This is a genomic window from Macrococcus epidermidis (assembly GCF_024205965.1).
In the GTDB taxonomy this organism is placed as follows: Bacteria; Bacillota; Bacilli; order Staphylococcales; family Staphylococcaceae; genus Macrococcoides; species Macrococcoides epidermidis.
On record NZ_CP073819.1, the window covers coordinates 2443683 to 2470040 of the forward strand.

General features: G+C 33.6%; 31 protein-coding genes, 1 tRNA gene and 1 riboswitch. Of the genes, 6 read left to right on the forward strand and 26 right to left on the reverse strand.

Going from position 1 to position 26358, the window contains the following annotated elements:
- Positions 1-62: 62 nt before the first annotated feature.
- Positions 63-1535 carry a PTS system trehalose-specific EIIBC component gene (gene treP, locus KFV12_RS13040; RefSeq protein WP_111717000.1) on the reverse strand — a complete coding sequence of 491 codons (1473 nt, stop codon included), beginning with the start codon at positions 1533-1535 and terminating at the stop codon, positions 63-65.
- A 180-nt stretch (positions 1536-1715) separates the two neighbouring features.
- Here treP and KFV12_RS13045 point away from each other — a divergent pair, with 180 nt between their 5' ends.
- On the forward strand, positions 1716-2444 hold the full coding sequence (locus tag KFV12_RS13045) for a serine hydrolase (protein WP_254256931.1): 729 nt from the start codon (positions 1716-1718) through the stop codon (positions 2442-2444).
- On the opposite strand, the gene KFV12_RS13050 is transcribed toward KFV12_RS13045, so the two are convergent.
- From KFV12_RS13050 to KFV12_RS13065, 4 genes are all read right to left on the reverse strand, one after another.
- Complete coding sequence (locus KFV12_RS13050) at positions 2423-3331, reverse strand: C40 family peptidase (RefSeq protein ID WP_111716997.1); 909 nt, start codon at positions 3329-3331, stop codon at positions 2423-2425. The genes KFV12_RS13045 and KFV12_RS13050 overlap by 22 nt on opposite strands.
- Positions 3315-4412 (reverse strand): dipeptide epimerase, encoded by a 1098-nt coding sequence (locus tag KFV12_RS13055; RefSeq protein ID WP_254256932.1) that lies wholly within the window; start codon positions 4410-4412, stop codon positions 3315-3317. The genes KFV12_RS13050 and KFV12_RS13055 overlap by 17 nt, the downstream gene beginning before the upstream one ends.
- A 116-nt stretch (positions 4413-4528) precedes the next feature.
- Positions 4529-4621: transfer RNA gene (locus KFV12_RS13060), tRNA-Ser, on the reverse strand.
- Between the two features lie 73 nt (positions 4622-4694).
- The gene (locus tag KFV12_RS13065; protein ID WP_111716993.1) at positions 4695-5063 is read right to left on the reverse strand and encodes a nuclear transport factor 2 family protein; all 369 of its coding nucleotides are present in this window, start codon (positions 5061-5063) and stop codon (positions 4695-4697) included.
- A gap of 507 nt (positions 5064-5570) precedes the next feature.
- On the opposite strand from KFV12_RS13065, the gene spn reads away from it, so the two are divergent.
- Positions 5571-5879, forward strand: coding sequence for an SPIN family peroxidase inhibitor (gene spn, locus KFV12_RS13070; RefSeq protein ID WP_111716991.1), 309 nt, complete (start codon positions 5571-5573; stop codon positions 5877-5879).
- 194 nt (positions 5880-6073) lie between these two features.
- Here spn and KFV12_RS13075 read toward each other — a convergent pair whose 3' ends face one another.
- The 12 genes from KFV12_RS13075 to KFV12_RS13130 all read right to left on the reverse strand — a co-directional run bounded on the left by KFV12_RS13075 (position 6074) and on the right by KFV12_RS13130 (position 14132).
- Positions 6074-7120 (reverse strand): hypothetical protein, encoded by a 1047-nt coding sequence (locus tag KFV12_RS13075; RefSeq protein ID WP_254256933.1) that lies wholly within the window; start codon positions 7118-7120, stop codon positions 6074-6076.
- On the reverse strand, positions 7110-7553 hold the full coding sequence (locus tag KFV12_RS13080) for a Panacea domain-containing protein (RefSeq protein WP_254256934.1): 444 nt from the start codon (positions 7551-7553) through the stop codon (positions 7110-7112). The genes KFV12_RS13075 and KFV12_RS13080 overlap by 11 nt, the downstream gene beginning before the upstream one ends.
- A gap of 391 nt (positions 7554-7944) precedes the next feature.
- Complete coding sequence (locus tag KFV12_RS13085; protein WP_254256935.1) at positions 7945-8316, reverse strand: hypothetical protein; 372 nt, start codon at positions 8314-8316, stop codon at positions 7945-7947.
- Positions 8303-8791: an encapsidation protein CP3 gene (locus tag KFV12_RS13090; protein ID WP_254256936.1), complete on the reverse strand. Its 489-nt coding sequence runs from the start codon at positions 8789-8791 to the stop codon at positions 8303-8305. Before KFV12_RS13090 ends, KFV12_RS13085 begins: the two co-directional genes overlap by 14 nt.
- Before the next feature lie 95 nt (positions 8792-8886).
- Positions 8887-9585 (reverse strand): hypothetical protein, encoded by a 699-nt coding sequence (locus tag KFV12_RS13095; protein ID WP_254256937.1) that lies wholly within the window; start codon positions 9583-9585, stop codon positions 8887-8889.
- A gap of 2 nt (positions 9586-9587) precedes the next feature.
- Positions 9588-10145: a terminase small subunit gene (locus tag KFV12_RS13100; protein WP_254256938.1), complete on the reverse strand. Its 558-nt coding sequence runs from the start codon at positions 10143-10145 to the stop codon at positions 9588-9590.
- A gap of 321 nt (positions 10146-10466) precedes the next feature.
- On the reverse strand, positions 10467-12773 hold the full coding sequence (locus tag KFV12_RS13105; RefSeq protein ID WP_254256939.1) for a VapE domain-containing protein: 2307 nt from the start codon (positions 12771-12773) through the stop codon (positions 10467-10469).
- Positions 12774-12798: 25 nt separating this feature from the next.
- Positions 12799-13080: a hypothetical protein gene (locus tag KFV12_RS13110; protein WP_254256940.1), complete on the reverse strand. Its 282-nt coding sequence runs from the start codon at positions 13078-13080 to the stop codon at positions 12799-12801.
- A 71-nt stretch (positions 13081-13151) separates the two neighbouring features.
- On the reverse strand, positions 13152-13448 hold the full coding sequence (locus KFV12_RS13115; RefSeq protein ID WP_254256941.1) for a hypothetical protein: 297 nt from the start codon (positions 13446-13448) through the stop codon (positions 13152-13154).
- Between the two features lie 12 nt (positions 13449-13460).
- Entirely contained in the window at positions 13461-13736 is a 276-nt protein-coding gene (locus KFV12_RS13120) for a hypothetical protein (protein WP_254256942.1), read from the reverse strand.
- A complete protein-coding gene (locus KFV12_RS13125) occupies positions 13737-13898 on the reverse strand; it encodes a hypothetical protein (protein WP_254256943.1) in 162 nt (53 codons plus the stop codon).
- A gap of 15 nt (positions 13899-13913) precedes the next feature.
- Positions 13914-14132 carry a BetR domain protein gene (locus KFV12_RS13130; RefSeq protein ID WP_254256944.1) on the reverse strand — a complete coding sequence of 73 codons (219 nt, stop codon included), beginning with the start codon at positions 14130-14132 and terminating at the stop codon, positions 13914-13916.
- 188 nt (positions 14133-14320) lie between these two features.
- Between KFV12_RS13130 and KFV12_RS13135 the strand changes: the two genes are divergently transcribed.
- Both KFV12_RS13135 and KFV12_RS13140 read left to right on the forward strand, forming a co-directional pair.
- Positions 14321-14698, forward strand: a complete 378-nt coding sequence (locus tag KFV12_RS13135) for a helix-turn-helix domain-containing protein (RefSeq protein WP_254256945.1) — start codon at positions 14321-14323, stop codon at positions 14696-14698.
- A 3-nt stretch (positions 14699-14701) separates the two neighbouring features.
- A complete protein-coding gene (locus tag KFV12_RS13140; RefSeq protein ID WP_254256946.1) occupies positions 14702-15937 on the forward strand; it encodes a tyrosine-type recombinase/integrase in 1236 nt (411 codons plus the stop codon).
- A gap of 707 nt (positions 15938-16644) precedes the next feature.
- On the opposite strand, the gene guaA is transcribed toward KFV12_RS13140, so the two are convergent.
- From guaA to xpt, 4 genes are all read right to left on the reverse strand, one after another.
- Positions 16645-18186 carry a glutamine-hydrolyzing GMP synthase gene (gene guaA / locus KFV12_RS13145; RefSeq protein ID WP_254256947.1) on the reverse strand — a complete coding sequence of 514 codons (1542 nt, stop codon included), beginning with the start codon at positions 18184-18186 and terminating at the stop codon, positions 16645-16647.
- 62 nt (positions 18187-18248) lie between these two features.
- Positions 18249-19718 (reverse strand): IMP dehydrogenase, encoded by a 1470-nt coding sequence (gene guaB, locus KFV12_RS13150; protein ID WP_239242230.1) that lies wholly within the window; start codon positions 19716-19718, stop codon positions 18249-18251.
- A 45-nt stretch (positions 19719-19763) separates the two neighbouring features.
- A complete protein-coding gene (locus tag KFV12_RS13155) occupies positions 19764-21032 on the reverse strand; it encodes a nucleobase:cation symporter-2 family protein (RefSeq protein ID WP_254256948.1) in 1269 nt (422 codons plus the stop codon).
- Between the two features lies 1 nt (position 21033).
- Positions 21034-21609, reverse strand: coding sequence for a xanthine phosphoribosyltransferase (gene xpt / locus KFV12_RS13160; RefSeq protein ID WP_111716985.1), 576 nt, complete (start codon positions 21607-21609; stop codon positions 21034-21036).
- 98 nt (positions 21610-21707) lie between these two features.
- Positions 21708-21809: riboswitch (purine riboswitch) on the reverse strand.
- 369 nt (positions 21810-22178) lie between these two features.
- Here xpt and KFV12_RS13165 point away from each other — a divergent pair.
- Both KFV12_RS13165 and KFV12_RS13170 read left to right on the forward strand, forming a co-directional pair.
- Complete coding sequence (locus KFV12_RS13165) at positions 22179-23198, forward strand: YsnF/AvaK domain-containing protein (RefSeq protein ID WP_111716983.1); 1020 nt, start codon at positions 22179-22181, stop codon at positions 23196-23198.
- A 128-nt stretch (positions 23199-23326) separates the two neighbouring features.
- Positions 23327-23935, forward strand: coding sequence for a GNAT family N-acetyltransferase (locus KFV12_RS13170; protein WP_111716981.1), 609 nt, complete (start codon positions 23327-23329; stop codon positions 23933-23935).
- Between the two features lie 61 nt (positions 23936-23996).
- On the opposite strand, the gene KFV12_RS13175 is transcribed toward KFV12_RS13170, so the two are convergent.
- The 5 genes from KFV12_RS13175 to KFV12_RS13195 all read right to left on the reverse strand — a co-directional run bounded on the left by KFV12_RS13175 (position 23997) and on the right by KFV12_RS13195 (position 26344).
- A complete protein-coding gene (locus KFV12_RS13175; RefSeq protein WP_254256949.1) occupies positions 23997-24545 on the reverse strand; it encodes a YfbU family protein in 549 nt (182 codons plus the stop codon).
- A 230-nt stretch (positions 24546-24775) separates the two neighbouring features.
- Positions 24776-25018, reverse strand: a complete 243-nt coding sequence (gene rpsR / locus KFV12_RS13180; RefSeq protein ID WP_096077771.1) for a 30S ribosomal protein S18 — start codon at positions 25016-25018, stop codon at positions 24776-24778.
- 33 nt (positions 25019-25051) lie between these two features.
- Positions 25052-25582 carry a single-stranded DNA-binding protein gene (gene ssb, locus KFV12_RS13185; protein WP_099581623.1) on the reverse strand — a complete coding sequence of 177 codons (531 nt, stop codon included), beginning with the start codon at positions 25580-25582 and terminating at the stop codon, positions 25052-25054.
- Positions 25583-25606: 24 nt separating this feature from the next.
- Entirely contained in the window at positions 25607-25897 is a 291-nt protein-coding gene (gene rpsF, locus KFV12_RS13190) for a 30S ribosomal protein S6 (protein WP_096077769.1), read from the reverse strand.
- Positions 25898-26020: 123 nt separating this feature from the next.
- Positions 26021-26344 carry a hypothetical protein gene (locus KFV12_RS13195; RefSeq protein ID WP_111716977.1) on the reverse strand — a complete coding sequence of 108 codons (324 nt, stop codon included), beginning with the start codon at positions 26342-26344 and terminating at the stop codon, positions 26021-26023.
- Between the last annotated feature and the right edge of the window lie 14 nt (positions 26345-26358).

The following is a 26358-nucleotide window of genomic DNA, read 5'->3' on the forward strand; positions in this document are numbered from 1 at the left end:
TTTTACAACGAACAACCTGTAAGTACAAGTTGCTCGTTGATTAATTTATTAACTATGAAATTTTATATATTTTTGTCTGATACGATAGGCTCCGCTACATCTTCACCCATCTTTTTCTTAGCGAAGTTTGAGAAGATTAATGTTAATACGATAGGTAAGACGATTGCAATAATCATACCAATTAAGAATGTCATTTGGAATTGAGATTGGATACTCATGATACCAGGCAATCCACCTACTCCTACTTTACCTAACACTTGTTGTGAACCGAAGATTGCTCCTACTAAACCAGTCGTTAATACAGCTGCTATAAATGGGTACTTTAATGGAATGTTAACACCGAACATTGCAGGTTCTGTAACCCCTAACCAACCTGAGATACCAGAAGTTAATGCTAAACCTTCTTCTTTGACCATCTTTTTACGTTTGTATAAGAACCAAGCTGCAAATGCTGCCGAACCTTGAGAAATATTAGAGATTGCAAGGATTGGCCATAAGTATGTTCCGCCTAACGGAGAACTCATTAATTGGAAATCTACCGCTAAGAACATGTGATGTAAACCAGTAATTACAAGTGGGGCATATACTAATCCGTAAATTAATCCACCTAACCATCCAGCATTTTCAAAGATCATTTGAACAAAACCAGTGATTTGATTACCTAACCAGAAAGCAACTGGCCCAATGATAATGAATGATAAGAAACCTACTAATAATAATGCAACTGGTCCTACAACTAACATCTTAATAGAATCATGAACACGTTTATTCAAGAATCGTTCAACTTGAGCTAAACACCAAGTTGCGATTAAGATTGGTAATACTTGTGCTGCGTAGTTTAATTGTTGAACTTTTAATCCAAATACGTCCCACGTTGGGATTTCATTTAATTTACCAGTTTCAGCGTCTGCTAAACCGTATTGTGATGCTAGAGCTGGGTTAACCAACACTAAACCTAATACTAAACCTAAAATTGGACTACCACCAAACACACGCATCGCGCTCCAACCAATTAATGCAGGTAAGAAGTGGAATGGTGTTACAGCAATTAATTTAATAATTTCTGCTATACCTTTAAATTGTGGAAATACATCTACTACAGATTTTTTATCGTAAAACACACCTGGATCAAGTAATAAATTAGAAAGACCTAATAATAAACCGGCTGTAACGATTGCTGGCAATAATGGAATAAATACATCACCTAACGTTTTAATTGCACGTTGTAACGGGTTCATCTTTTCTGCCGCTGCTGCTTTTACATCGTCTTTTGAACTTTCACCGATCCCTGTTTCATCAACGAATACTTTGTAAGCTTCATCAACTGTACCTGGTCCAATTACGATTTGGAACTGGTTATTCGCCGCAAAAGATCCTTTTACTAAATTAATTTTATCTAAAGCTGCCTTATCTACTTTTGATTCATCTTTTAATGCTAAACGTAATCTTGTAACACAGTGCGTTGCTGCTGATACGTTATCCTTACCACCAATTGCACCAATAATGTCTTTTACTTCTTGTCTGTTGACTGCCATTCTGGTCAACTCCTTTGTTTTAATATGCATTCATTGTACACTGTCTATACAAGTATGTAAAGGTTTTCTGAAAAGGTTTTCAACATTAAAATTTTTATTTAAATATTATTTTTTTACACATTTTATCTTTATAAAGTTGTATTATATTGATATACAAGCAACGAAGGGGATGTGAAATATATGGAAAATGATCCAGTATTATTGCAGCATAATAATTTCAGCAGCACTTTAATGTCATTGAACGGTGATATAGTGTACAAATCCAATGAGAAGCAGGTTTATCCCTCTGCAAGTTTAATCAAATTACCAATCATGTTATATATCTTCGATCAGCGTTTGCATGATTTAGAGACAATCATTCCAATCGATGAAAAAGTGGAAGGTGCTGGTGTGTCTCCTTATTTATCACAAACTGAATATACTGTTCACGATTTAGTTACGTTAATGATTATTGTGAGTGATAATCGTGCAACAAATACATTGATTGAATGGATTGGCATGGATACTTTAAATGCATATTTCCTGCGCAATAATCTTGGTGATACGAAACTGCAAAGAAAGATGATGGATACAGAGCGTCGCGCACTTGGATATGATAACTTTATATCTGCACACGATATATTCCAAACGCTGTCACTCATAAAATCCCATGAACAATTTAAAGCGATGTTTCAAATTATGAAACAGCAACTTTTAAAAGATAAGACTTTGATGTATTTAACAGATGAAACAATAGAATTTGGAACAAAAACAGGTGACTTCGATAATGTGCATCACGATGCAGGGATTGTTCGATTTCAAGATAACGAAATTATCTTCGTTGTCTTAACAGATTATGATGATGCACAATTCATTCATCAGGCATTCCATGACCTAGGTTTATACTTTCAATCATTAATAAAGTCATAGACACGGCTTGCACCCACATATATATCTGAGTATAAACCAGATTCAATTGTTCTTTCTTCAATTGCGTTCGGTGTATTCGGTGAATGAATCATAAACCCGCTGCCAATATAAATGCCGATATGCGATATTTTATCGATATCTTTAACATCAGAGAAATATACTAAATCTCCTGGTATTAAATCTTGTTTATCGATTGCTTTCGTTGCTAAATATTGTTCATGTGCATCTCGTGGTAAGGTAAAACCAAGATGACGATACATATGATAAACAAAGCCTGAACAATCATAACCGTAACTAGACATGCCACCCCACAAGTAACCTAGATCAACATACATTGAAGATGCTCGATACAGTTCGCGAAAACTTGGGTTCTGCTCAGGAACCCTATGTTGCTGTATTGCGATGGCATCTTTTTTTAGTTTTAATTGACCGTCCGGACTATTAACATATACATCATCATCTTCTATGTAGTTAATAGGTAATGTTGTGTTGAATGATAGCACATAGAAAGGCATATCTTCTTTATAGCTTAATGTCTTCGGCACAATAACACGTGCATATTGAATATTATCTGTTACTTCTATTTCACCAATATGAGATTTTGGAATAAATCCAGGATAACCACGACTATCACTTTCTGATCCTTGTTCCACACACACAACTTTACACCATTCATCACTCTCTTCAATCACTTCAAGCGGCTCTCCGTACAAAAGTTGCGTATCAATTCTAGAATCATCACAAAACGATAATTTCTGTTCTAAATTTAATTTGAGTAACCACTTTTGAATGTTTACTGGATAATCCGTTGCCTCAGAATCGATATCTCTAGCTTTACCTATACTACGCCATACTGTACTTACCGGTACATTACAAACTTTCTGCATCTCTTAACGCCTCCAATAGTTTTTCATTATCGATACCTAAACCGTTTCCTTCACTCAAACTTACTTTCGGTCCATCATATGTGATACCGCCTGAGATTGTTTTTTCTTCCAACATAAAAGGTGCATCAAAATCTACCTTTTCTATATTAAGCGCGAGCGCTAAGTGCATTGCTGCTGTAAGTGCTATATGTGACTCCATCATCGATCCAAGCATACACTGAATACCTTTAGCTTGTGCCACTTGATGAATCTGAAGTGCACCGTATATACCTCCTGACTTCATGAGCTTAATATTAAACCACGATACACCACCAAGCTTTGCGATTAACGCTGCATCATAGACATCAAACAAACTTTCATCTGCCATAATGTGTATATCACTTGATTGTGCTATATTAGACATCTCTAAATAATCTTTTCTATACATCGGCTGCTCAATACAATCTACTTCAATATGTTCATACTTTAAATAATCAATGAAACGGGAAGTATCCTCTTTACTCCATCCCTGATTTGCATCAATCGCTAACTTTAAATCTGGCACTACATCGCGAATAGCATGTATCCTCGCCATATCTAGATCGACATCATTACCAAGCTTCACTTTTAAAGATTCGAATTTTTCTTCAGCATACATAACAGCATCATGCGTCATTTCTCCTACACCATTCAAACTTACAGTATGACTTGTAGTTAATTTATGTGCACTAGCACTTTTGTTTAAATATTGATAGAGTGGTAAATTTGCTTCTTTTGCCAGCAAATCATAAATTGCCATGTCCAGTGCCGCTTTAGCACTCGTATTATTTACAATACCTTTCTGTATTATTGGCAATAAATCTGTCGATACTTTTTGTTCAACGAGTTTTGGTCTTAAATACTGTATCGCTGCGACAATACTTTGAACCGTATCACCGGTAATAACAGGAGTAGGTACCGCTTCTCCTACTCCTACCAACCCAATATCAGTTTTAATAAACACAATGATACTTTCAATCACATCTGTTTCACGAAGTGCAGTTTTGAACGGCTTTTTGAGCTTTGAAATTTGTCGTTTAATATCGATATCTTCAATAATCATCCCATCACCTCATAAATTTTCTGAATATTCTATAATTATATCAGAATATAAAAAAAATGACTCAAAATTTATTGAGTCATTTAATATATATAAAATGATGTAATTAGTCTAAATAATGGCGGAGGAAGAGGGATTCGAACCCCCGCGAGCCGTTAAGCCCCTGTCGGTTTTCAAGACCGATCCCTTCAGCCGGACTTGGGTATTCCTCCAAATAAGACAATATCAATCTTATAATAAACTCATAATACTGTCAATAATATTTACTAAGAAATATTAAAAAAATTAATATGTAGAGGCTTCAACGTGTGAAATCTTCCAATCCTTTTCAAATTTCACCATACTCATCGTTAATTCAAGCGGCCATGTATTTCTTGAGCCATATATTCTTGCATCTACTTTATTTTGTGCTACCAATGTCGCTTTTTTCTCTTTTAATATAATTTCGATATTTTCTTCTTTTGTAGAATAATATTTCATCGACTCATCTTCTATCGCTTGTAACCATTCTCTTTTCGGCTGCCTGACACCTGTCATATGTACTAATACACTACCATCCATCATTAAATTATCAATTGTTTCAGTATCTCTTTCAATCATTGCTTCATACAACTTTTTATATACCGTATAAACTTCTTGTTCAGGAGTATCCATAACATCGCCCCAATCATTTCTTTTATAATTCTTATACCCCGAACATTTATACGTTACTCTATATATTTTGTTTTCATTTAAAAATTTATATTTTTTAATTATTCTAAAGATGAAATTTCACAATATAAATAAAAGAAGATGAGATTTAGAATCCCACCTTCCACCAAATTATATTAAGTTGTAAGTCGTTATTCTTCTGTTTGAATGTCTGTGGCAATTTCATTAATCGCTTCAGCACATAACACTGTACCGTAAGCAATTGCAGATGCACCAATTACTTTAAAGATACCGTTCATTTCAATCACTCCTCTAATAAATATAACGATTGGCTGAAATTACTTTAGTTCTCACAGTCAATATCAACTGTATTTTCTCTTTACCCCCTCTTCTATTATCGAAACAAATTGCTTAACTAAATCTCAATAATTCTTAAAAGCCGTTCATAATCCGCTTTTAAAAAATAAATCGTGCTAACATGTATGCATCAACTACAAAGGAGTGTTTTATATGAAATTTAAACATATTGTAATCGCAACAGTTGCAACAAGTGCATTATTTATAGGGGACGTTACTGTACATCAAGCTGAGGCAAGTGTCATTCAACAGAACGGTATAATATTGCATGATGATTCTAAGATGCTTGAGCACGAAGTGACATATATCGATTATTTAGTGAACCCTAACACAGATCAAGAAACTAAAGAGAGATTAGAGCAATACTTTGCGAATCAGGGTTTAAATAGTGTTGCTGAGATTGTATCGAAAGCAAAGCAAGATGGATTTGATGTGACTAAGTACGAATATTTACTGCATTAATGACAAAAGACCCTACAACCATTGTGGCTGTAAGGTCTCTTAAATTTATTATTCTATTCCCACTCAATCCCTAACTACACTAACTGTAATTTCTCACAGTCTCAAAACCTTATGTATCAAGGGGTTTAAGCATTCTATTTCTGATTTACTTCTCACAGTGTCGCTACTTTTATCAAAAGTTGGCTACTTTTTGGCTATTTCATATTTCTCTCAATTTGTTCATCGTCTTTCATTGGTGGATAAGACCACTTTCTATAGACTTCTTTAACATTTAATAACTTGATTGGATTAATTCTATTAAAAATAATAATCATAATACCCATATATATAATTGGTAATAAGTAAATCCACCCAATTTTATTGTATACAGGTGGATTCATAGTAACTTTAAAACATATACACACACCTACAATAGTACTCATTAATATAAAACTGTTAGCGATAGTTCTATGTCGTAAATACCAACTCATATACTTAGTACTATCTAATGATCTGTCCGTCAATTTAGCTATTGAGTTCATCAATAAAAATAACAACAACTGAACGCCTATAAATCCCACACAAGCTAATATAATAGAATCTACCAAAGAGAATGTACTTTTATATATAGCTGTAAAACCTTGTATTGATCCAAAAGCAGCCATTAATATACCTGCAAATATACCTAATATAGAAATGAAATTCGTAATCATTGATTCATAAGATACTTGAGCCTTTTGAAGTTCGCTATTTATATCATGAATTTTTTTCGATTGTTTCACAAAAAGTCCATTCTTTTGAGATATTGCTAATTTAATATGCTCAATTAATTTATAAACTATTTCAATTTGGTGTCTGTACTTAGAAATTTCATATTCATTTATTAAAATAGAACTTTCAGGGAAAAATGATAATTGAGAAACTTCAAATTTTTTCTCCAAATACTTTTCAAAATCTCTTTGAAATATCTCACCAAAATTACTCTCATTGATTTCTTCATTATTCATGTATTCATCGGACATATCATTATTAAAAATTATTTCTGTCAGCCTATTATATGGTATTAATTGAGGTTTTATTCCTTCACACGCTCTTAATAAGTTTTCGAAATAGCTTATATCTTGATTTTTAGATTCATAGGAAACAGGATTTTGGATATAAAGTTTATATTGACTACCAATAATACTTGAGATTGTCACCATATTTTTATCATAATCTAATTGCCAATCTTTTAATAATTCATTTAAAGTTTTAGCTTTCATTAAAGGCTTCCTCTAAATCCCTAAAATTATAAACCGGCTTTGAACTGAATGTTTTAATTCTATCTTTATTTTCATCCCAAAATTTGTGCTTGTGGCTAATCTCAACTAAATCAAAGGGATTTAAATTGATCATATGAGTAATTACATCATTGATTTCACTATAATCATTTAAATGCTGAGAAATTTGACCTTCATCTGAAATAGGACTACTTTTAAATTCTTTGTAATCATTATATATTTCAGGTACTACCGGCCCATATAACCAAGCTTCCATTTTAGTAGAGTCAAATAACTGCTTAGCAAAGTCTACTGATATATTTTCTTTAATCATGTATCCTAGTGTAAAGTACATTATTTTTTGCAACTGTAGATTAGTAATAGGATTATCACTTTCATGTGCAATATGTAATATATGCTTAGCTAGTTCTCTCATTGAAAAATCCCCCTTTCGACAACTGTTCCAAGTGTTCTGAATTCAGGCACAAAAATAGACAGTATTCAAACTGCCTTTTGTCATGATTGCGTCTGTATTCGGTATTAATATGACAAAAAGCTTTGCCAATAACTTTTTTGGAACATATGTTCTTCTTTATCTATTTATTATATACCCTTATTCACTCTTTAAACAATAAATTAACTAAATATCTGAAAATTCAAAATATTATAAGTTCACAATTTAGACATATTTATAACCATAATAAAAAAACCACCCACCATTATGGTGAGCGGTTCAGCACGGTGAAAGTGCTATTCCAAAAACATATCAGAAAAATTGTACTTCTAAATTTGATACTGCATCTAACACAATTATATCAATTATCGACTTACTTTGCACTATTAGAGTGAATACAAATCTTATCGAGAAGTTTATCAAACTTATAACGTATATTCCGTGGATCTAAATTGAATATTTCAGCTGTTCGATTAATACCATAGCCACGCAACAAACACAGAAATATATATTGTTCTTTAAGTGTGCCGTATTGCTCTACTTTCTCCAATAGAGTGTTAAGGAATGCTGTATCACCTGTGAGGGATATTTGGGTCATAGCGGTATTCATATCAACTTCTACAGGTCTCTCTATATCAAAGAAAACATCATCATCTAGTTCTAAATCTTTCTCTAGAGTTAATGAATGTGTTTTATGGTATTCCAGGATAAAGTTTCTTAGTTGTGCACGGTTAGACTGTTTCATATACACTCTCACGGCTTAGAGTCAAAGCTCTTTTAATCTTCTCAGCATGTTTATACTTTTCTATTAGGGCTTGTTGTTTAAACGCCTTATGTCGTTTTAATCGTTCATACTCAGATAGTTGAAATAAATCTTTTTTCACACGCTTCATTAATGCTATATCACCATACCTACCCTCAGTGGCTAAGTACCTTTTTATCTCTTTTTGTTCTTCTAATGTATACTGTTTTAAGCACTGCCTTAATATCTTCATGTTTCGGTCACATCTCTTTTTATATCGTGCCAATGCGTTTTTCTGATCTATAATCCATAAGGCTAAATCGGACACGCTACAACCTATGGTAACGAGTCCGACTGTTGTTGGAATTGGATGACTTACAGATAAATGATACATTTCATTGATTTGCTGAGTTAGAAAGGAAATTTTCATTCTAATATTGACTGGCGAGAAGTCTCTTAAAAAGATCTCCTCAGCCATTGTCAATTCCTCAATTACATAGTTATAATTTTTATTCAGTCGTATAAGCCTCAATTAACCACCTCATCACTAATTAATAGTTAAATTTAGTATCATTACATGTTACTGATGATTTTAGCTTTTACATTTTCCTCTTCTGATGGACTGATACGATACTCAACATCTTTATACTCATCAATCACTCTATTTAATGTTTGTTCAACATCTAACTGTTTAAAATCTGTTCCAGTATGATACCAAAGCACCTCATTACTAACAGGGATGTTATCTAACACAGTAATATCATTCTCTAACTGCTTATATTCCTGTGAAGCGGTGTAGGGTTGAGTGATAGCATACTTCAATTCAGTGATTTTCTCTTGTAATCCTGTACTCTCTAAGCCTTTATCGTTCACAGTGGCCACTAATCTATTAAACTCATAAGGTGTGATGTCCTCAGCGTTAACATTCATTAAGAAATCAATCACTTCTGTGTCTCTCATAGCATTTAACTTAACTTCAAAGTCTTGACGGTTTAAAGCCTCTTGTTGAGGATCATCATATACTTTCTTTTCACTTTCAAAATTATAGATCAGCTGTTTAAGTTCTTTTTGCTTATCCTCTTTCAAGCCTTTTAAATGTGCTGAATATTCATTTTGTGCTGTACTTAGAAGCGGTGTGATGTCTGATAGTACTCGGTGTACTCTATAACCTTTAATTAATAACAATCCGGCTGTTGCGATTGCGTCTTTCACGTTATTAACCTTTGCCATGTGTTCAGTGTTACTTAATACATCATAATTAAATTCTGTCATTTTTAAATTTCTCCTTTTTCATTATTATAGTTTTTATTATTTTCATTGCCTGGATCTAATTCATAATCAATATATTCCGGCTCACCATCTCCATAATCAACTGTGATATGAACCTGTAACATATCATCCACAACAGTCTTATCAGTCCATAGGGCATGATATTTACCGACTAATTCACGAGCTTTATTCTGATCAGCCATTTTAGGCTTTACCATTACTTTCTCGACCTTTTCTGTATAAACTAAATTATCTTTACCGGTTGTTTCATTCTTGATAAAGTGAGGCACTTTAATAACATGTGCCTGTTCTTCTTCTAAATTTCCGACTGCTGTCTCAGATAAAACAGTTAATAGCTGTTTGGCCGTTAATATTGTTTCATCTTCAATTTCAGACCTTAGCCCCTCCATATACTGCTTAACATCAACATTTTTCAACAATCTGTAACCTGTTGTACGTGCTGACACAGGGGAGTACCCGGCTTTAATGGCCGATTGTGTAGCATTAAAACATCTTAAATACTCATTGGCAAATTTCTTTTGTTTCTCTGATAAATTTGTCATATTTACCGCCTTTCTATTAGTTTTTCGTTGTTTTTTACGCTTGTCAGCGTTTTGATGACATTTTGCTGTTGACGGTCTGATACAGTTATATCAAGGGTTTCAGTCGTTTTTCAGCTGTCAGCAAAACTTTTCAAACTTTTTTATTCGTTCATGTGTATCTTACACGGAGGTATGCCCCCTATATGCTTATTACTTTATATACTTATATCTTATATATAATTGCTGACATAGCTGACAATAGAGAATTAGCCTACAGACTCTAAGTTTTAGACGTCATCGCCATTGACAGCACTATGTCAACATGTCAACAAAGTGCTAACATTAACGGTCTACCATATATCCTCGGGTTCTACCGTATTTCTTAGTAAAATCATATTTTGAAAATCTTATGGAGCTTTTAGGCTCTAACCATTCAATGCTGTTAAGAGCGTTGTTAATCTTCCGTTTTTGTGATGTAGTGGCCATTCCTTTACCGAAAATGATGTTATCCCAAACCATCTCCCAACAGATTCTATCCAGGTACTCATAATCATCTTCTTTTACATCTCCTAAAGTGCCATCTAACTTATGAAGCGGTGTATCAAGATAGGCAATAATCTTATCTGCTAGACCATCATCTTCAGTATGTTGCTTTTGTATAGCTTGTGCCTGTTCTATGATGTCTTTATCACTGTTAGGATCTAACACATTAGAAATACCTAATTTGTATTTTTCCACAGCCTCGGCCCAAATCTGATTGACCACCTCATCGGTTAAATCGCTAAACACATTGAATTTACTTTCTTGAGTACCAACCTCAATAGGATAGAAACGTCTTGCACCTGTTGAGTCATTTAAGAACTCTCGATTGTTAGTAGTACCGAAAAATACACATTGTCTTGGCTTTCTTGTTTGATGCCTTTGATATGGCTCACGATAAGTATCTACTTGTGAGGACACAAATTGTTTAACGTCCTCAACCTCTTTTTTATTCCAACTGGCCAACTCAGAAAATTCAATGATCCATGAACCCTGTAAAGCCATGTAACCATCTCGGTCAGAAATTTTTATAATTGAGTCATTAAACCATTCTATAGCTAATCGCTTAAGGATGTATGATTTGCCTACACCCTGTTGACCGTATAACACTATCATTGTGTCATGTTTGCTTCCAGGCTCATATATTCGCTTAACTGCCCCAATAAATGATAACTCAGTTATTCGCTTAATATAATCTGTGTTTGAAGCTCCTAGATAGTCATTAAACAATGTATTAAGTCGAGGCTCACCATCCCACTCAAGACTTTCTAAATAATCTTTAACAGGGTGATAGGTATTTCTATAGAATATCTCATTGAGTAAATCTCTTATTCTGTTATCCCCCTCGACACCATACACAGTACTGATATAGTTTTTAAGGGCTGAGTCATCACTATCAGTCCAATACACTAAATTGTCACCAGGTAGCCTCCAAAATGGCTTTTTGCCTATCTCTCGAGTACTACTAAACTCATTAAAGCGGAATATATCTTTTAACTTTGAATCGTTGTATATAATCAACTTCATATTACTTCTTGAATTAAGTATTGCACCTGTTTTACTGTGCCTATCTAATCGTTTAATCCATTCTGTATTATCCTCATCCTGTGACTCAGAAATTTCTTCAAATTCATCCTCAGCACGTTTTAAGTGATATGTGCTGTATGTCTTTTTATTTTGAGTTAGATACTGATCACAACATTTCACAATAGAATAATATCCGTATGATGTGTATATGTCGGGTTGAAGCGGATGCCGTCTAGGTGAGTGCCATTTTTCACGGTCACACAGTGGACTTTCTGACATCATTTCATAAACTAACTGATAATTTAGATCACTATAGAAAAGTAAATCATTTATGAGTGAATAATCAGCGTTACTATGTGATTCAAAACCTAGAAACTGATAATCACCTGTATCAAGTAACGTCAATATCCTGTCTTTCTTTTCTTCCTTAGAACCTTTTTTAATACGTCTGATTACTTCTTTAGAGGTCATCGTTTCATCAATAGGTATATTTAATATCGCTTGTAGATTGTTCATAGGCTCTAATTTAGTGCCATAACTTTCATATAACCTATTAGCTAAATCTTGTTGTTGTGTGACTTCTACACTGCCTAACACATGGCCTGTAACAGTAAAGAATCGAGCCACGCTATATGCCTCTATGTTGTTATCCCTGTTATTAAAACCAGGATGAAATTGGTCGGGGACATCTGCTATAATATATAAGTGAACACCGTTTCCGGATGGTGATAATTCTGTGTAAGTTCTATCTTTCCAATTATCAATAAATTTATGATCACTTAGTTTGGCAGTATCAATGTTATCTAAATCAATACCTATGATTTTTGACTTTCCGTCAAATACAAAGCCAATACCGTCAAAACCCCCATTTTCATATAGGGACTTAGCCTTTTCAAAGGATAGCCATGTAGTGCTGTCAGTTGATGAGGCTTTTTTTGTTTTGGTGTAGTAAGGTACTTTTGTATAAGCACCTTTTTTTGTTTTTACTTTCTTCCATAACACCCAATTATCATGAGTTCTTAGCTCACCTGGGACATTATCGAATAAAGGTTTAAGTATTTCGGTATCTTTATTTAATGCCATTCAATATATTCACCTCACTTTATAATTAATACTGTTCTTGTGTTTCCTCTTTAAATAACACTGTAACCACATGCATTGTATGACCGTTATCATTATAGAAATTGACTTTCACATCTTGCACATTACACCATGGCTGTGACATGAATTGATTTACACGGTTATCAAAGTAAATAGGTAATTCGTCTTTTTGACATATAAATGTCTGCATTTGCAACAAAGGGAGTTCACCTCTATCCTTTTTTGGTTTTTTAGCTCGGAAAGGTAATATTTTAAGTATCCTCGGTACCAAAAATGTCATGTTTGTCATAGTAAATCTCCCTTTTAATGTTTGTATTATGTTAAAATAGCTATACTTTAATGCATTTTGCATTGAAGCGGTTATTCAGTCGGTAGTGTGTCGGTTTGGTCGCTGAGCATACTATCGGCCTTTTTATTATTCGTCAAAATTTCCTTAAGACTCTCAACCTCTTTTATGATGTCGCTAATAACTACATTAGTAATATATGAATCTTGCTTAAATTCATTCATTAAATAAAGGGCTAAGCCGTTCTCTTTTACCCACTCAGTTTCTAAAGCTTTATCAATTCCATCTAAATGTGTATAAGACTGCTGTGATACCGCCCTTAGTTTCATCTGTACAGCTTCAATATGCTGAATAACATCTTCATTTTTCATTTTGATTACCTCCTACAAATATTTTTTGTGTAGACTTCTTAAAAATTCTTCAAAAGTAGCTATATGTACTAATGTCATAGTTGCCGACACATCCACACATATACGACCTTTGAACTCATCTAATGATTCAGCTTCTTTAATGAATCGGTATGCTGTTGCCTTACTTATATTAAATAACTTTGGTAAAGTTGATACTTTACAATAAATCATGCTTACAGGTGCTACCTGGTCATCACTTAACACTGAATTACTTGGATGTGGCCTTTGCATTTCAACTACATTATTCATTTAATATCCCCCTCTCTTTTCATGTTTCAATAATTCATAACTACAGAACATAAGCATTAAGAAAAATGCTGTGCCATATACAATATGGTGTTCATGACTGAATTGAGTTGCCACTAACACACTAAACACTGAATAGAAAATTGTCTTAATGATCATCATCATTTTTATATCACCTCCTTAATCGTTAAAAAAGATATCGTGTACTTTCTGAGCATCTAAACCTAAAACTTTAGCAATTCCATTAATCTCATCTCTATGAAATTCTGATTCACCTCTCATTTTTCTGTAATAAGATTCCTTACTCATGTGAACACCTACACCCCCTAAAGTTTTTAAAAACTCAGCAATTTTAAAATTGTGGCGTACTACCTCAGCTTTTAATAATGAGACTTTCATAAATTATCACCTCCTACGACACTTTTTAAAGTGTCCTATATGCATAAACTATATTTTAATTTTATTGAGCTGTCAATATAAAAACTGCTATAAAAGACACTTTTCTTTTATTTCTTTATATATTTGTGGCTTTTTTGGCACTGTTAAAGTAATATATACACATAATCACACTATGAGGAGCTGATAAATTGAAAGAACATCTTAAACAAAGAAGAAAAGAGTTAGGACTAACTTTAGAACAAGTTGGCCAAAGCGTTGGAGTTGGTAAGTCAACTATCAGAAGATGGGAAAATGGTTTAATCACCAATATAGGTAGTGATAAAATACTACTTCTTGCTAAAGCGTTAAAAGTGTCACCCTCCTTCATATTAGGAGATAACGATATTCATGATCCTCTAATTGATTTTGACGACCGTGAACTGATTGATAAATTATTAAAGGATAACTTACCAGCATACTCAGAAGAACTCTCTGAGATAACCTATGAGGCTTCTAAAATGAAAAAAACAAACCAAAAACTATTATTAAGAATTATTGAAGCGGTTAACGAGGACAAGGTGGACTAGTCCATGTATTGCGTACCCTTTATTGATAAGCACGGTAAACAAAGATACCGCTTTTACGAAAGCTACAAAGATCCTCTCACTGAAAAGAAGAAATATGTATCCGTGGTTATGAATAAGGATACAAAGCCATCACAGAGGGAAGCACAGAAGCTATTAGATGAGAAAGTTAAACAGAAGATTACCGATAAGACACCTCAGTCACTTAAAACACTCACATTTCACCAGGCTTGTGATGAATGGTTTGATAACTATAAAACTGTTTCCGGTAGCAAACAATCAACCATTTCAACTAAATTCTATAAAATCAAACACATTAAAAGAAACATCAATAAAGACATCCTAGTTAAGAATATGAATACCGAGATAGTACAGGAGCTAATTAATTCAGCAAGTAAAGACAACCTAAGCCATAAAGTTATTAAAGATGCTATGAGTATCATTAGAAACATCATGAAGCATACACAAAAGAAATATAAACTTGCTGATATATCATACCTGGATGATGTAGTTATCCCTAAACAAGCCAAGACACGAGATGAAGTTAAAGCAAAGCGTGAAAACTATTTAGAAATGTCAGAGATACAGCTAATCATTGATAAGCTGAATGAGATGGCCACTCTTAAACGTGCTGGGTACATGAAGCTATCTTTTATTATGACGGCTTATATCGTTGAGTTTATGGCCTTAAATGGTATGCGTGTAGGTGAATGCTTAGCCATACAGCCAAATAATATTGACTTTGATAAGAAAACACTAGAAATAGACGGTACAATACATTGGATAGATGATGGTACTGGCCACGGTGTAAAAGATACAACGAAAACAGAAGCATCTTACAGAACAATATCTTTAACAACAAGAAGCTGTGATATTTTGCGTAAAGTCATGCTGGAGAACAAGAAAGCTTTACAGTGGGAACGTATGTATAAAGATAGAGGGTTTATTTTTACTAATCACTATGGCAATCCTATGGCTCTATCATCCATCAATCGCAATATACAAATGGCTGTAGGCTTGATTAAAGATAAAGACGGTAAACAAATTATTACAAAGCACGTAACAACTCACACGCTAAGACATAGCCATATATCATTATTAAGTCAATTAGGTGTATCACTTAAAGCAATTATGGAACGTGTTGGCCACACTGATCATAAAACAACATTACAAATATACAGTCATGTTACTGAACAGATGGATAAAGACATGATGAGTAAATTAGAAGCGGTGGGGAGATAATTGAAGAGAGTTAACTTTTCATTAGCATACTACGAAATATATAATAAAGTTTTTTCTTATTATATTCTTTCATGTTTTTTGTTCATAGTAATATACGTTTATATCAAAACTGACACGTCATTTTCAATTATTCTAATCGTTGTTCAAATGCTTTTTTCTAACAAAATGGAATCAGATTACTTGGTGCTCGTAAATAGTCCAGATAGTAGATATAACATAAAAGAAGAAATACAAACTTTTGAAGTAAATAAACTAAAACAGGATGCAAATGTTTTGTTTTTTATAATTGTCGTAATCACACTTATAATCTTCACTTTGGACAATAACTTCACAGAAGACTTGGATTTATATACAAAGCATATTTTTATAAGTATTATAATTTGGATTTTCATCAACTGGTACTATATAAATAAGATATTCATCTATAACAAAAGCCTTGAGAGAGACGAAAGAAATTTAACAAAATTTAATGATAAATATGTGAAAACATATAAAAAATCAATGAATACTTATCATAAAAATGATGTGAATAAAATTAAAAAATTATCTAATAAAAGGTGGCCATTAATTGAAAAACTTAAATACTTTGAAGATACCTTTAAGTAACCTCCTCACACTACGCTACTTTTCGGCTACTTTTTTAATAATCAAACACACAAAAAGACCTCACAACCATTATGGCTGTAAGGTCTTTTGATTTTATTATGCTATTCCCACTCAATCGTACTTGGGGGCTTAGATGTAATATCATAAACAACACGGTTAACGTGTGCTACTTCGTTTACGATACGACTAGATACTTTTTGAAGTACTTCCCAATCGATTCTTGCGAAGTCACTTGTCATACCATCGATACTTGTTACGGCACGTACACCTACTGTATAGTCATATGTTCTATAATCTCCCATAACACCTACTGAACGGATGTCAGGTAATACAGTGAAGTATTGCCAGATATCTCTTTCAAGACCTTCTTCAGCTATTACCTCTCTTAAAATCGCATCAGATTCACGTACGATTTCAAGCTTTTCTTCAGTAATTTCACCTAATACACGGATACCAAGACCCGGACCAGGGAATGGTTGACGCCATACTAAATGTTCAGGGATTCCTAATTCAATACCTAACGCACGTACTTCGTCTTTAAATAATGTATTGATTGGTTCAATTAACTCAAACTGCATGTCTTCCGGTAATCCACCTACGTTGTGGTGTGATTTAATCGTTTGTGCAGTCTTTGTACCTGATTCAATGATATCTGTATAAAGTGTACCTTGTGCTAAGAAATCCACACCTTCAAGTTTCGATGCTTCATCATCAAATACATATACAAATTCATTACCGATGATTTTACGCTTTTGTTCTGGATCAGATACACCTGTTAATTTACTCATAAAGCGTTCTTTCGCATCCACACGAATAATATTCATGTTGAATCCTTCACCAAACTGCTTCATAACCATATCGCCTTCGCCTTTACGAAGTAAACCATGATCGACGAAGATACATGTTAACTGATCTCCAATTGCTTTATGGATTAATACTGCAACTACTGATGAATCTACGCCACCACTCATCGCACATAATACTTTTTTATCTCCGACTTTTTCACGAATCTTCTCGATTTCGATATCGATGAAGTTCTCCATTGTCCATTCACCTGTACACTTACAGATTTCACGGATAAAGTTACGTAATAAGTCATTACCGTATTCTGAATGACGTACTTCCGGATGGAATTGAACTCCATATAAATTACGTTCAGCATTCTCAATCGCTGCGTATTTACAACTTGGAGAATTTGCGATCATTCTGAATCCTTCAGGAATATTAATTACTTTATCACTATGACTCATCCAGACAGTTTGTTCTTCTGGTAATTTTGTAAATAGTGAGTGTGTTTCTGCAGTAATGATTGCTTTACCGTATTCACGTTCATTGGCACGTTCTACAGTTCCGCCTAATAATTTTGTCATTAACTGCATACCATAACAAATACCTAACACAGGTACACCTAAATTAAAGATTTCAGGGTCAACTGTAAATGAGCCTTCTTCATAAACTGAATTTGGTCCACCAGAAAGAATAATACCTTTTGGATTCATCTTTTTAATTTCTTCGATTGAAATTTCATGATCGTGAAGTTCTGAATAAACACCCATCTCACGTATACGACGCGTAATAAGCTGGTTATACTGACTTCCGAAGTCGAGAACGAGAATCAGTTCTTGTTCTAATGCCATTTCCATAGTTTGTTCTCCTTTTATATAAGTTGTCTTTATTATAAATGATTTCAGTTATAAAAATATAATTACATTGAATAGTTTGGTGATTCTTTCGTAATTTGAACGTCATGTGGATGACTTTCGATTAAGCCGGCTCCTGTCATGCGAATAAACATTGCTTCTTCACGTAATGCTTCTAAGTCTTTAGAACCCGTATAACCCATTCCGCTTCTAAGACCGCCCATTAATTGGTATACACTGTCTTGTAATGCACCTTTATAAGCGATACGTCCTTCAATACCTTCAGGAACAAACTTTTTCGCATCTTTATCTTCCTGGAAGTAACGGTCTTTAGAACCTTTTTCCATTGCACCAAGTGATCCCATACCACGGTATACTTTGTATTGACGACCCTGGAAGATTTCAGTGTCCCCAGGTGATTCAGTCGTTCCTGCTAATAATGATCCTAACATTACTGCATGTCCACCTGCTGCTAATGCTTTTACGATATCACCTGAGAACTTAATACCACCATCAGCAATAATCGCTTTACCATGTTTTTTCGCTTCAGTTGCTGCGTCATAGATTGCCGTAATTTGTGGCACACCTACACCTGCTACAACACGTGTTGTACAGATTGATCCAGGTCCGATACCTACTTTAACAACATCCGCACCTGCTTCAATTAATGCACGTGTTCCTTCAGCAGTCGCTACGTTACCTGCAATTAAAGTCACTTCAGGGAAATGTTTCTTAAGTTCAGAAACCATCTCTAATACACCTTTAGAGTGTCCATGTGCTGTATCAATTACTAATGCATCTGTTCCTGCTTCAACTAACTTCGTTGCACGTGTAATCGTATCTTTTGCAATCCCTACTGCTGCGGCTGCTAATAGTCTACCGTGCTCATCTTTAGCGGCATTAGGGAACTCGATAACTTTCTCGATATCTTTAATTGTAATTAATCCTTTTAAATGGCCAGTTTCATCAACAATCGGTAACTTTTCAATTTTATGTTTCTGTAATATTTTTTCAGCCTGTTCTAAAGTCGTTCCAACTGGTGCAGTAACAAGTTCTTCAGTTGTCATCACTTCAGAAATTTTAATTGAATAATCTTCAATAAAACGAAGGTCACGGTTCGTCAAGATACCTACAAGTTTCATTTCTTCTTCACTATTAACAATCGGCACACCTGAAATTCTATATTTACCCATTAAATGTTCTGCTGCGAATACTTGCTCATCAGGTGTTAAGTAAAATGGATTTGTAATGACACCATTTTCTGAACGCTTAACTTTTTGTACTTCATCTGCCTGCTGCTCGATGCTCATATTTTTATGAATAACACCTAAACCACCTTGACGTGCCATAGCAATCGCCATTTTTGCTTCAGTTACAGTATCCATACCTGCCGAAAGTACCGGAATCTTTAAGTTTAATCTTTCTGATAAAGATACGCTTAAATCTACCGTGTGTGGTAATACTTCTGAATGTCCCGGAACTAATAATACATCATCAAATGTTAGACCCTCTTTTTGAAACTTGTTTTCCCACATAATTGACTTTACCTCCATATGATTTATTAATCTTTAGTAGCTCTATTATTTCACATTTTTCGAGATTTGTTTATCATTTAATCCATTAAAAAATAAATTAAGGATAATAGCAGTAAACGTACCAATAACAATCCCATTTTGTGTCAACCATTCATAGTCACTACCAAACTTGCTGAAAGCTTCCGGTACTGTTGTTATACCTAATCCGATACCAACAGATACTGCAATGATTAATAGATTATCTTGTCTTGTGAAATCAATAGCACCTAGCATCTTTACACCATATGCCATGACCATACCGAACATTGCAATCATTGCCCCACCTAGAACAGATGTCGGGATAATCGTCGCAATTGCACCAAGTTTCGGAATCGATCCACATAACAATAATAAACCGACCATGCCATACATCACTTTATTTGATTTCACACCTGATAATGAAACGAGTCCTACGTTTTGTGAATATGCTGTATACGGAAATGCGTTGAAGATAGAACCTAATACAATTGCAATTCCTTCTGCACGATAGCCTTTTGAAATATCTTTTCTATCAATCTTTGTTTTTGTAATTTCACTCAGTGCAGAATAAACCCCTGTTGATTCGATCAAACTGACAATCCCTACAATAACAAATAATAAAATTGAGCCTATTTCAAATTTAAATCCTGCAAATCTAAATGGTTTCGGTAATTCGAACCATTGCGATTCATGTACGGCATTTAAATTTACTAATCCAAAGAATGAAGCAATTACTGTACCGATGACTAAACCGAGTAATATCGCGATTGAACGGATAAATCCAGTAGATAATCTATGAATAACTAATATAATGATTAAAGTGATTAAACCTAACAAAATATTAAGCGGTGCACCAAAGTCTTTACTACCTTGACCCCCTGCAAGGTTATTCATCGCTACCGGCATTAACGTAATCCCAATAATCGTTACAACACTACCTGTTACTACTGGCGGGAATATCTTTACCAGGTATGAAAAGAATGGTGAAATAAGTACGATAATAATCCCTGAAGCAAAGAGTGATCCATAAAGGACATCTATTCCGTGTTTTGAACCTACCATTATCATTGGGGTTACGGCAGTAAAGGTACATCCAAGTACTACAGGTAAGCCAATCCCGATACCTTTATATACTTGAAGGAATGTAGCAACACCACACATAAAGATATCGACAGAAACTAAATATGCCGTTTCTTGTGCACTAAATCCTAATGCATGCCCGACGATGATTGGAACAATAATTGCACCGGCATACATTGCAAGCAAATGCTGAACACTTAATAATAAATTTTTCATCTTATTCGCCTACCAATGTTACTTGATTATTATCTAAAGAAGCGATTCTACATAAACTTGTGACACTTAATCCTTTATCTATTAGTCTTTGGTATCCTTTTTGGAAGCTTTTTTCAACTACGATACCAATACCCACGCAACTTGCCCCTGCTTGATCTACTAAATCATATAATCCGAGTGCCGCCTCACCATTTGCTAAGAAGTCATCAATGATTAATACTCGGTCATTTTCATTTAAAAACTTTTTAGAGATAATAACATGATTCGTTTTATTCTTCGTATAAGAATGAATATCAGTCTGATAAACTTCTTCTGTTAAAGTACTAGGCTGTGCCTTTTTTGCAAATAAACAAGGAACATCAAAATGCAATGCAGCCATAATAGCTGGTGCAATACCTGATGCTTCGATAGTCAGGATTTTTGTAACATTCTCATCTTTGTACGTTTCATAGAACGTTTTACCGATTTCATGCATCAGTTTAGCATCAATTTGATGGTTCAAAAATGAATCAACCTTCAAAATTCCTCCATCAATTACTACACCGTCTTCTTTAACTTTTTGTTGTAATAATTCCATAATGACCTCCATCACTTTATTAAAAATTGAAAAAGAATATAAAAAAAACTCATCTTAAATAAAATTTAAGATGAGTAATACGTGTATTTATATAAATAAATACAACTTTTATTACTCATAGTCACATCATTTACGGTAATGTGGTAGAAACGCTAAAGCCATATCCTTTAATTTATATGAGTTATTCTTATTAATAATATTTTATAGATAATATCAAAATTATGAGCAATTAGCAATACCACTTCAAAATGACGCATTATTCAAAATAATCAGTATGTATTTATATTGGATTAGTTATTTTATTTAATATTTTAAATGGTCATATAACCGTGTTAACTATGAAATTCCCACTAAAACTTAATATTTTTTAAAAGATTTTTAATTTTTTCGTTAATTTTTTTATGAAAAAAGTATGCTTTTCTTCTATATATATGTCATTTATAATTCTCTAAATTTAGAAAAAATTCTTTTTTATTTGTGTTTACCTTTTAAGTTCACGGGTATCTATTTAGCATAACAACAAAACAACAGTCATCAAGCAACGACAATACAAACAATTTGGAGGTACGATGAAAATGAGAAACTTAGAAACATTTTTAAATGAAGAAAGTTTATTACGTAGAATCGACCAATTAAAATCACAAGGTATTGCAGAGCATGACTTACATGTCATTTCTAAAAACAAATTAGATGGTTCAGCTTTAGATTACACAGATGTACAATTTAAAGATGCTGAAGGTTCTTTCGGTGATAAAGTAGCAGCATTCTTCACTGGAGAAGACCCACAACATCGAGTGTTTGACAAATTAGAATTAAGTGAATCAGAACGTGTCGAGTATGATAATGCTGTAGACAGCGGAAAAATCTTATTATATGTAGATAATGATGCTTACACTACAGATGAAGGCGACACATTAAGACACAACGATGTTCCAGGTCACCTTAATGAAACTGACCATACTGGTCTTGGGTATGCAGCAAGTACAAATACTGAGACTGATGCACAATATGCTGAGAAACACAGAACAAACAACTTAAACAATGGAGAGGAAGTAGTAAATATGAATAACAATAACAATTACAATAACAGTGGATTAAGCTATGAAGAGTACAACAACTTATCAAGAGAAGAGCGTTTAAACTATTTAGATAGCGATTTAAGAGACCGTAACGACATTTCAGATGACGAAAAAATTCAATTACACGAAGAACGTTTACGTGTTAACAAAGATGTAGTTCAATCTGGTGAAGTTACAATTGACAAAAATGTAGTATCTGAGCGTCAAGAATTTGATGTACCAGTATCTCACGATGAAGTTACAATCGAACGTCGTAAAGTTAACGAAACAGTAGCTGATGGTCACTTCGATAACGATTTAGACGAAGAAACTATCCGTGTCCCTTTAACTGAAGAACGCGTATCTATCGATAAAGAAAACGTAGTATCTGAAGAATTATTAATCAAGAAAAATCGTGTAACTGACACTGAACACGTTTCAGAAGAAGTTCGTCGTGAAGAAGTTGAAATCGACGATACAAATGCACACCGTCGTAATGATTTAGATAATGACTTAACTGACCGTCGTTAATTACAACAAATAAACCTTTAGAAAAGCCCTTCAGGGCTTTTCTTTTTTTATGTAGAATTTCTAAAAGTGCTTTAAATGAGATGAAGTGATACAATAAGAATATTAAATAATGTAAATGGAGTATTAAAATGAAATTTTTACATCTTACAGAACCGGATCATTATTTTCAGCAATGTATGGATTTATATAATGCTGAATTTGATTATGAAATCCGAGAACCTATTGAAGTATTTACACAATCTTTTAACGTTAAAAGAAAAGATGAAGAACGTTATCATTTTATCGCCGCTTATGAGGATGATACATTGTATGGGTTTATTGCATTCCATTTAGAAGTGACATATCGTATTGGCTACATCGTATATCTTGTCGTAAATCCAGAAGTACGTGGTAAACAAATAGCCCGTCAGCTTATGGATGAGGCTGAAGATATTATGGTGAAACTTTGTGAGAATAATGGTACTGTACTCGAACATATTATGCTCGAATGTGAAAAAGATGGCGATGGTAATAGCCCACTTGACTCATTTTATAAGAAATTTGGTTTTTCAAAAACAGACTTCAATTATCATCAACCCGGTCTACATGAAGACGATCCTGTACCAATGAATTTGTATTTAAAAACAAGCAATAAAACAGAGGCACGAACAGCAATCGAACATATTTATCGTGTTAAATATATTCAATGTAATAATATTGACCCTAAAACAATCGATCATTTATTAGCTGAAATGTAATAAGAGATATATAGACAACACCTATATATCTCTTATTTTTATTTTTTATGATTATGTATAGCTACTTTAATATTTTACATAGCACTTCAAATGAAAGGTACGAGTTTATTTTGTGATGCTCATAAACATCTAACATACCTTGATAAGCTTTGATGCTTAACGGTTTTTTTGGAAGCGTGCTAAATAGTGATAAATCTAGCTTTCCTTCATAATAGCGCATTTCATGAAGATAAAAGAATGCGTATAACTCGTAATCCGTTTCTTCGTTAAGATTAAATCCTAAGAAAGAAAAATAAGGATGCTCTTTTAATACTTCAATCTCACTTTTTGTAAGTGCCATATATGACTTTGTCATATGTGCATACATAGAAATTACTGCTTCCACAAATTCTGTTACATAAGAAGGTATTTTTTCATATTCTAATGCCAGTTCTTCCAGCAGAATATGATTTTGAGTGTCAAGACCATCTCTCACAATCTTCTGATGTAATCGATGCATTTCAGCATTAGGTGGATCAAGCTTTTCTAAGATTTGATAGATTTTGTACAAAATCAATCGGTTAAATGGATTCAATTCAAATGAATGATTTGTATCCAGCCAATTGTTCATATCGGTCAACCTCCCTCCTAAATTTTATGTAATTATCAAAAGATATTAATAATTACAAAATTTATTATATTTACTTTTTATAACAATTTCAACATTTTAATTGTAAAATGACACTACAATTTACATTAAATTTTTATAATAAATATGAATTAAATATAAATTTTTTGAATATTTGATGAACATAAAAAATAAGCTGCAATCCTAATGGATTGCAGCTTATAAATTATATCTTATTGCTCATCTTTAACATATGGTAATAATGCCATATGACGTGCACGTTTGATTGCTACAGTTAACATACGTTGGTATTTAGCTGAAGTTCCTGTTACACGACGTGGTAAAATTTTACCGCGTTCAGAAATAAATTTTTTAAGCATTTCTACTTCTTTATAGTCGATATGTGTAATTCCGTTTGCTGTGAAATAACAAACCTTTTTACGACGACGACCGCCTCTTCTTGGTCCACCTGCCATGATTGTTGCCTCCCTTACTTACAATTTTCTTTATTAGAACGGTAAATCATCATCACTAATATCAATCGGTCCAGTTGCATTTGCAAATGGATTCGTTGATGGTGCTGATGTATTAGACTGTTGTTGATTGTTGTTATTATAATTTGATTGATAATTTTGACCTTGAGATTGTTGTCCATAATCACCTTGATCATAACTTGAATAGTCTTGACTCGGATCATTATTTGAACGGTTTTGATTTGCATTCTTCGGTTCTAAGAACTGTACTGAATCACAAATTACTTCCGTTACATATACTCTACGGCCTTCTTGATTATCATAACTACGTGATTGCAATCTGCCATCTACCCCAGCTAAACTACCTTTGTTTAAGAAGTTATTCACATTTTCTGCTTGTTTACGGAAAACGACACAATTGATAAAATCAGCTTGTCTCTCTCCTTGCGCATTTGTAAATGTGCGATTAACTGCTAATGTAAATGTAGCTACTGACACGCCTGATGGTGTGACTCTGTATTCTGGATCTTTTGTTAAACGACCTACTAATACAACTCGGTTAAGCAAATAAATCGCCCCCACATGTTAGGTTTATTTTTCTTCTTCGCGTATAACGATATGACGGATAATGTCATCGTTGATTTTTGCTAAACGATCGAATTCGTTTGTAGCAGCATCAGTTGAGTTTACTTTAACGATTTGGTAGAAACCTTCTTTAAAATCGTTGATTTCGTAAGCTAAACGACGTTTACCCCAATCCTTTGATTCGATGATTTCCGCTCCGTTAGAAGTAAGAATTTCTTCGAAACGCTCGATTAAAGCTTTCTTAGCATCTTCCTCAATGTTCGGACGTACGACATACATAATTTCGTATTTTCTCATCTTTTACACCTCCTTATGGTCTATGCGGCTTTATTATTTAATAAAGCAAGGAATAATTTTCATTACTCACAATAGAGAATTATAGCATAGTTTACTTTTTTCATCAATCATTTGTTTTATAAATTACTGATGAACTTCATTTAATTGATAAGTCACCAGTTCTTTTGAATAGAATAATTTAATATCACCAGTGCGATGCAAATATACATATTCTTCATAATCTGAATCATCAGGATTTATTTCATCTGTTTCAATAATGTCTAAATAGCGTATCGCAGTCCTTGGAAACGAGACTTTATTATAGATTGAATCATTTAGTTTCACCGGTTCAGATAATGATACTGCCTGTACTAAATAATGATATGTAACATGGTACATCGGGTTTACTTTATCTTCAGACTTAATAATAATTTTGATACAGTATATGATTCGTTTTAATGGTTGCATGCTATGCTCCTGTT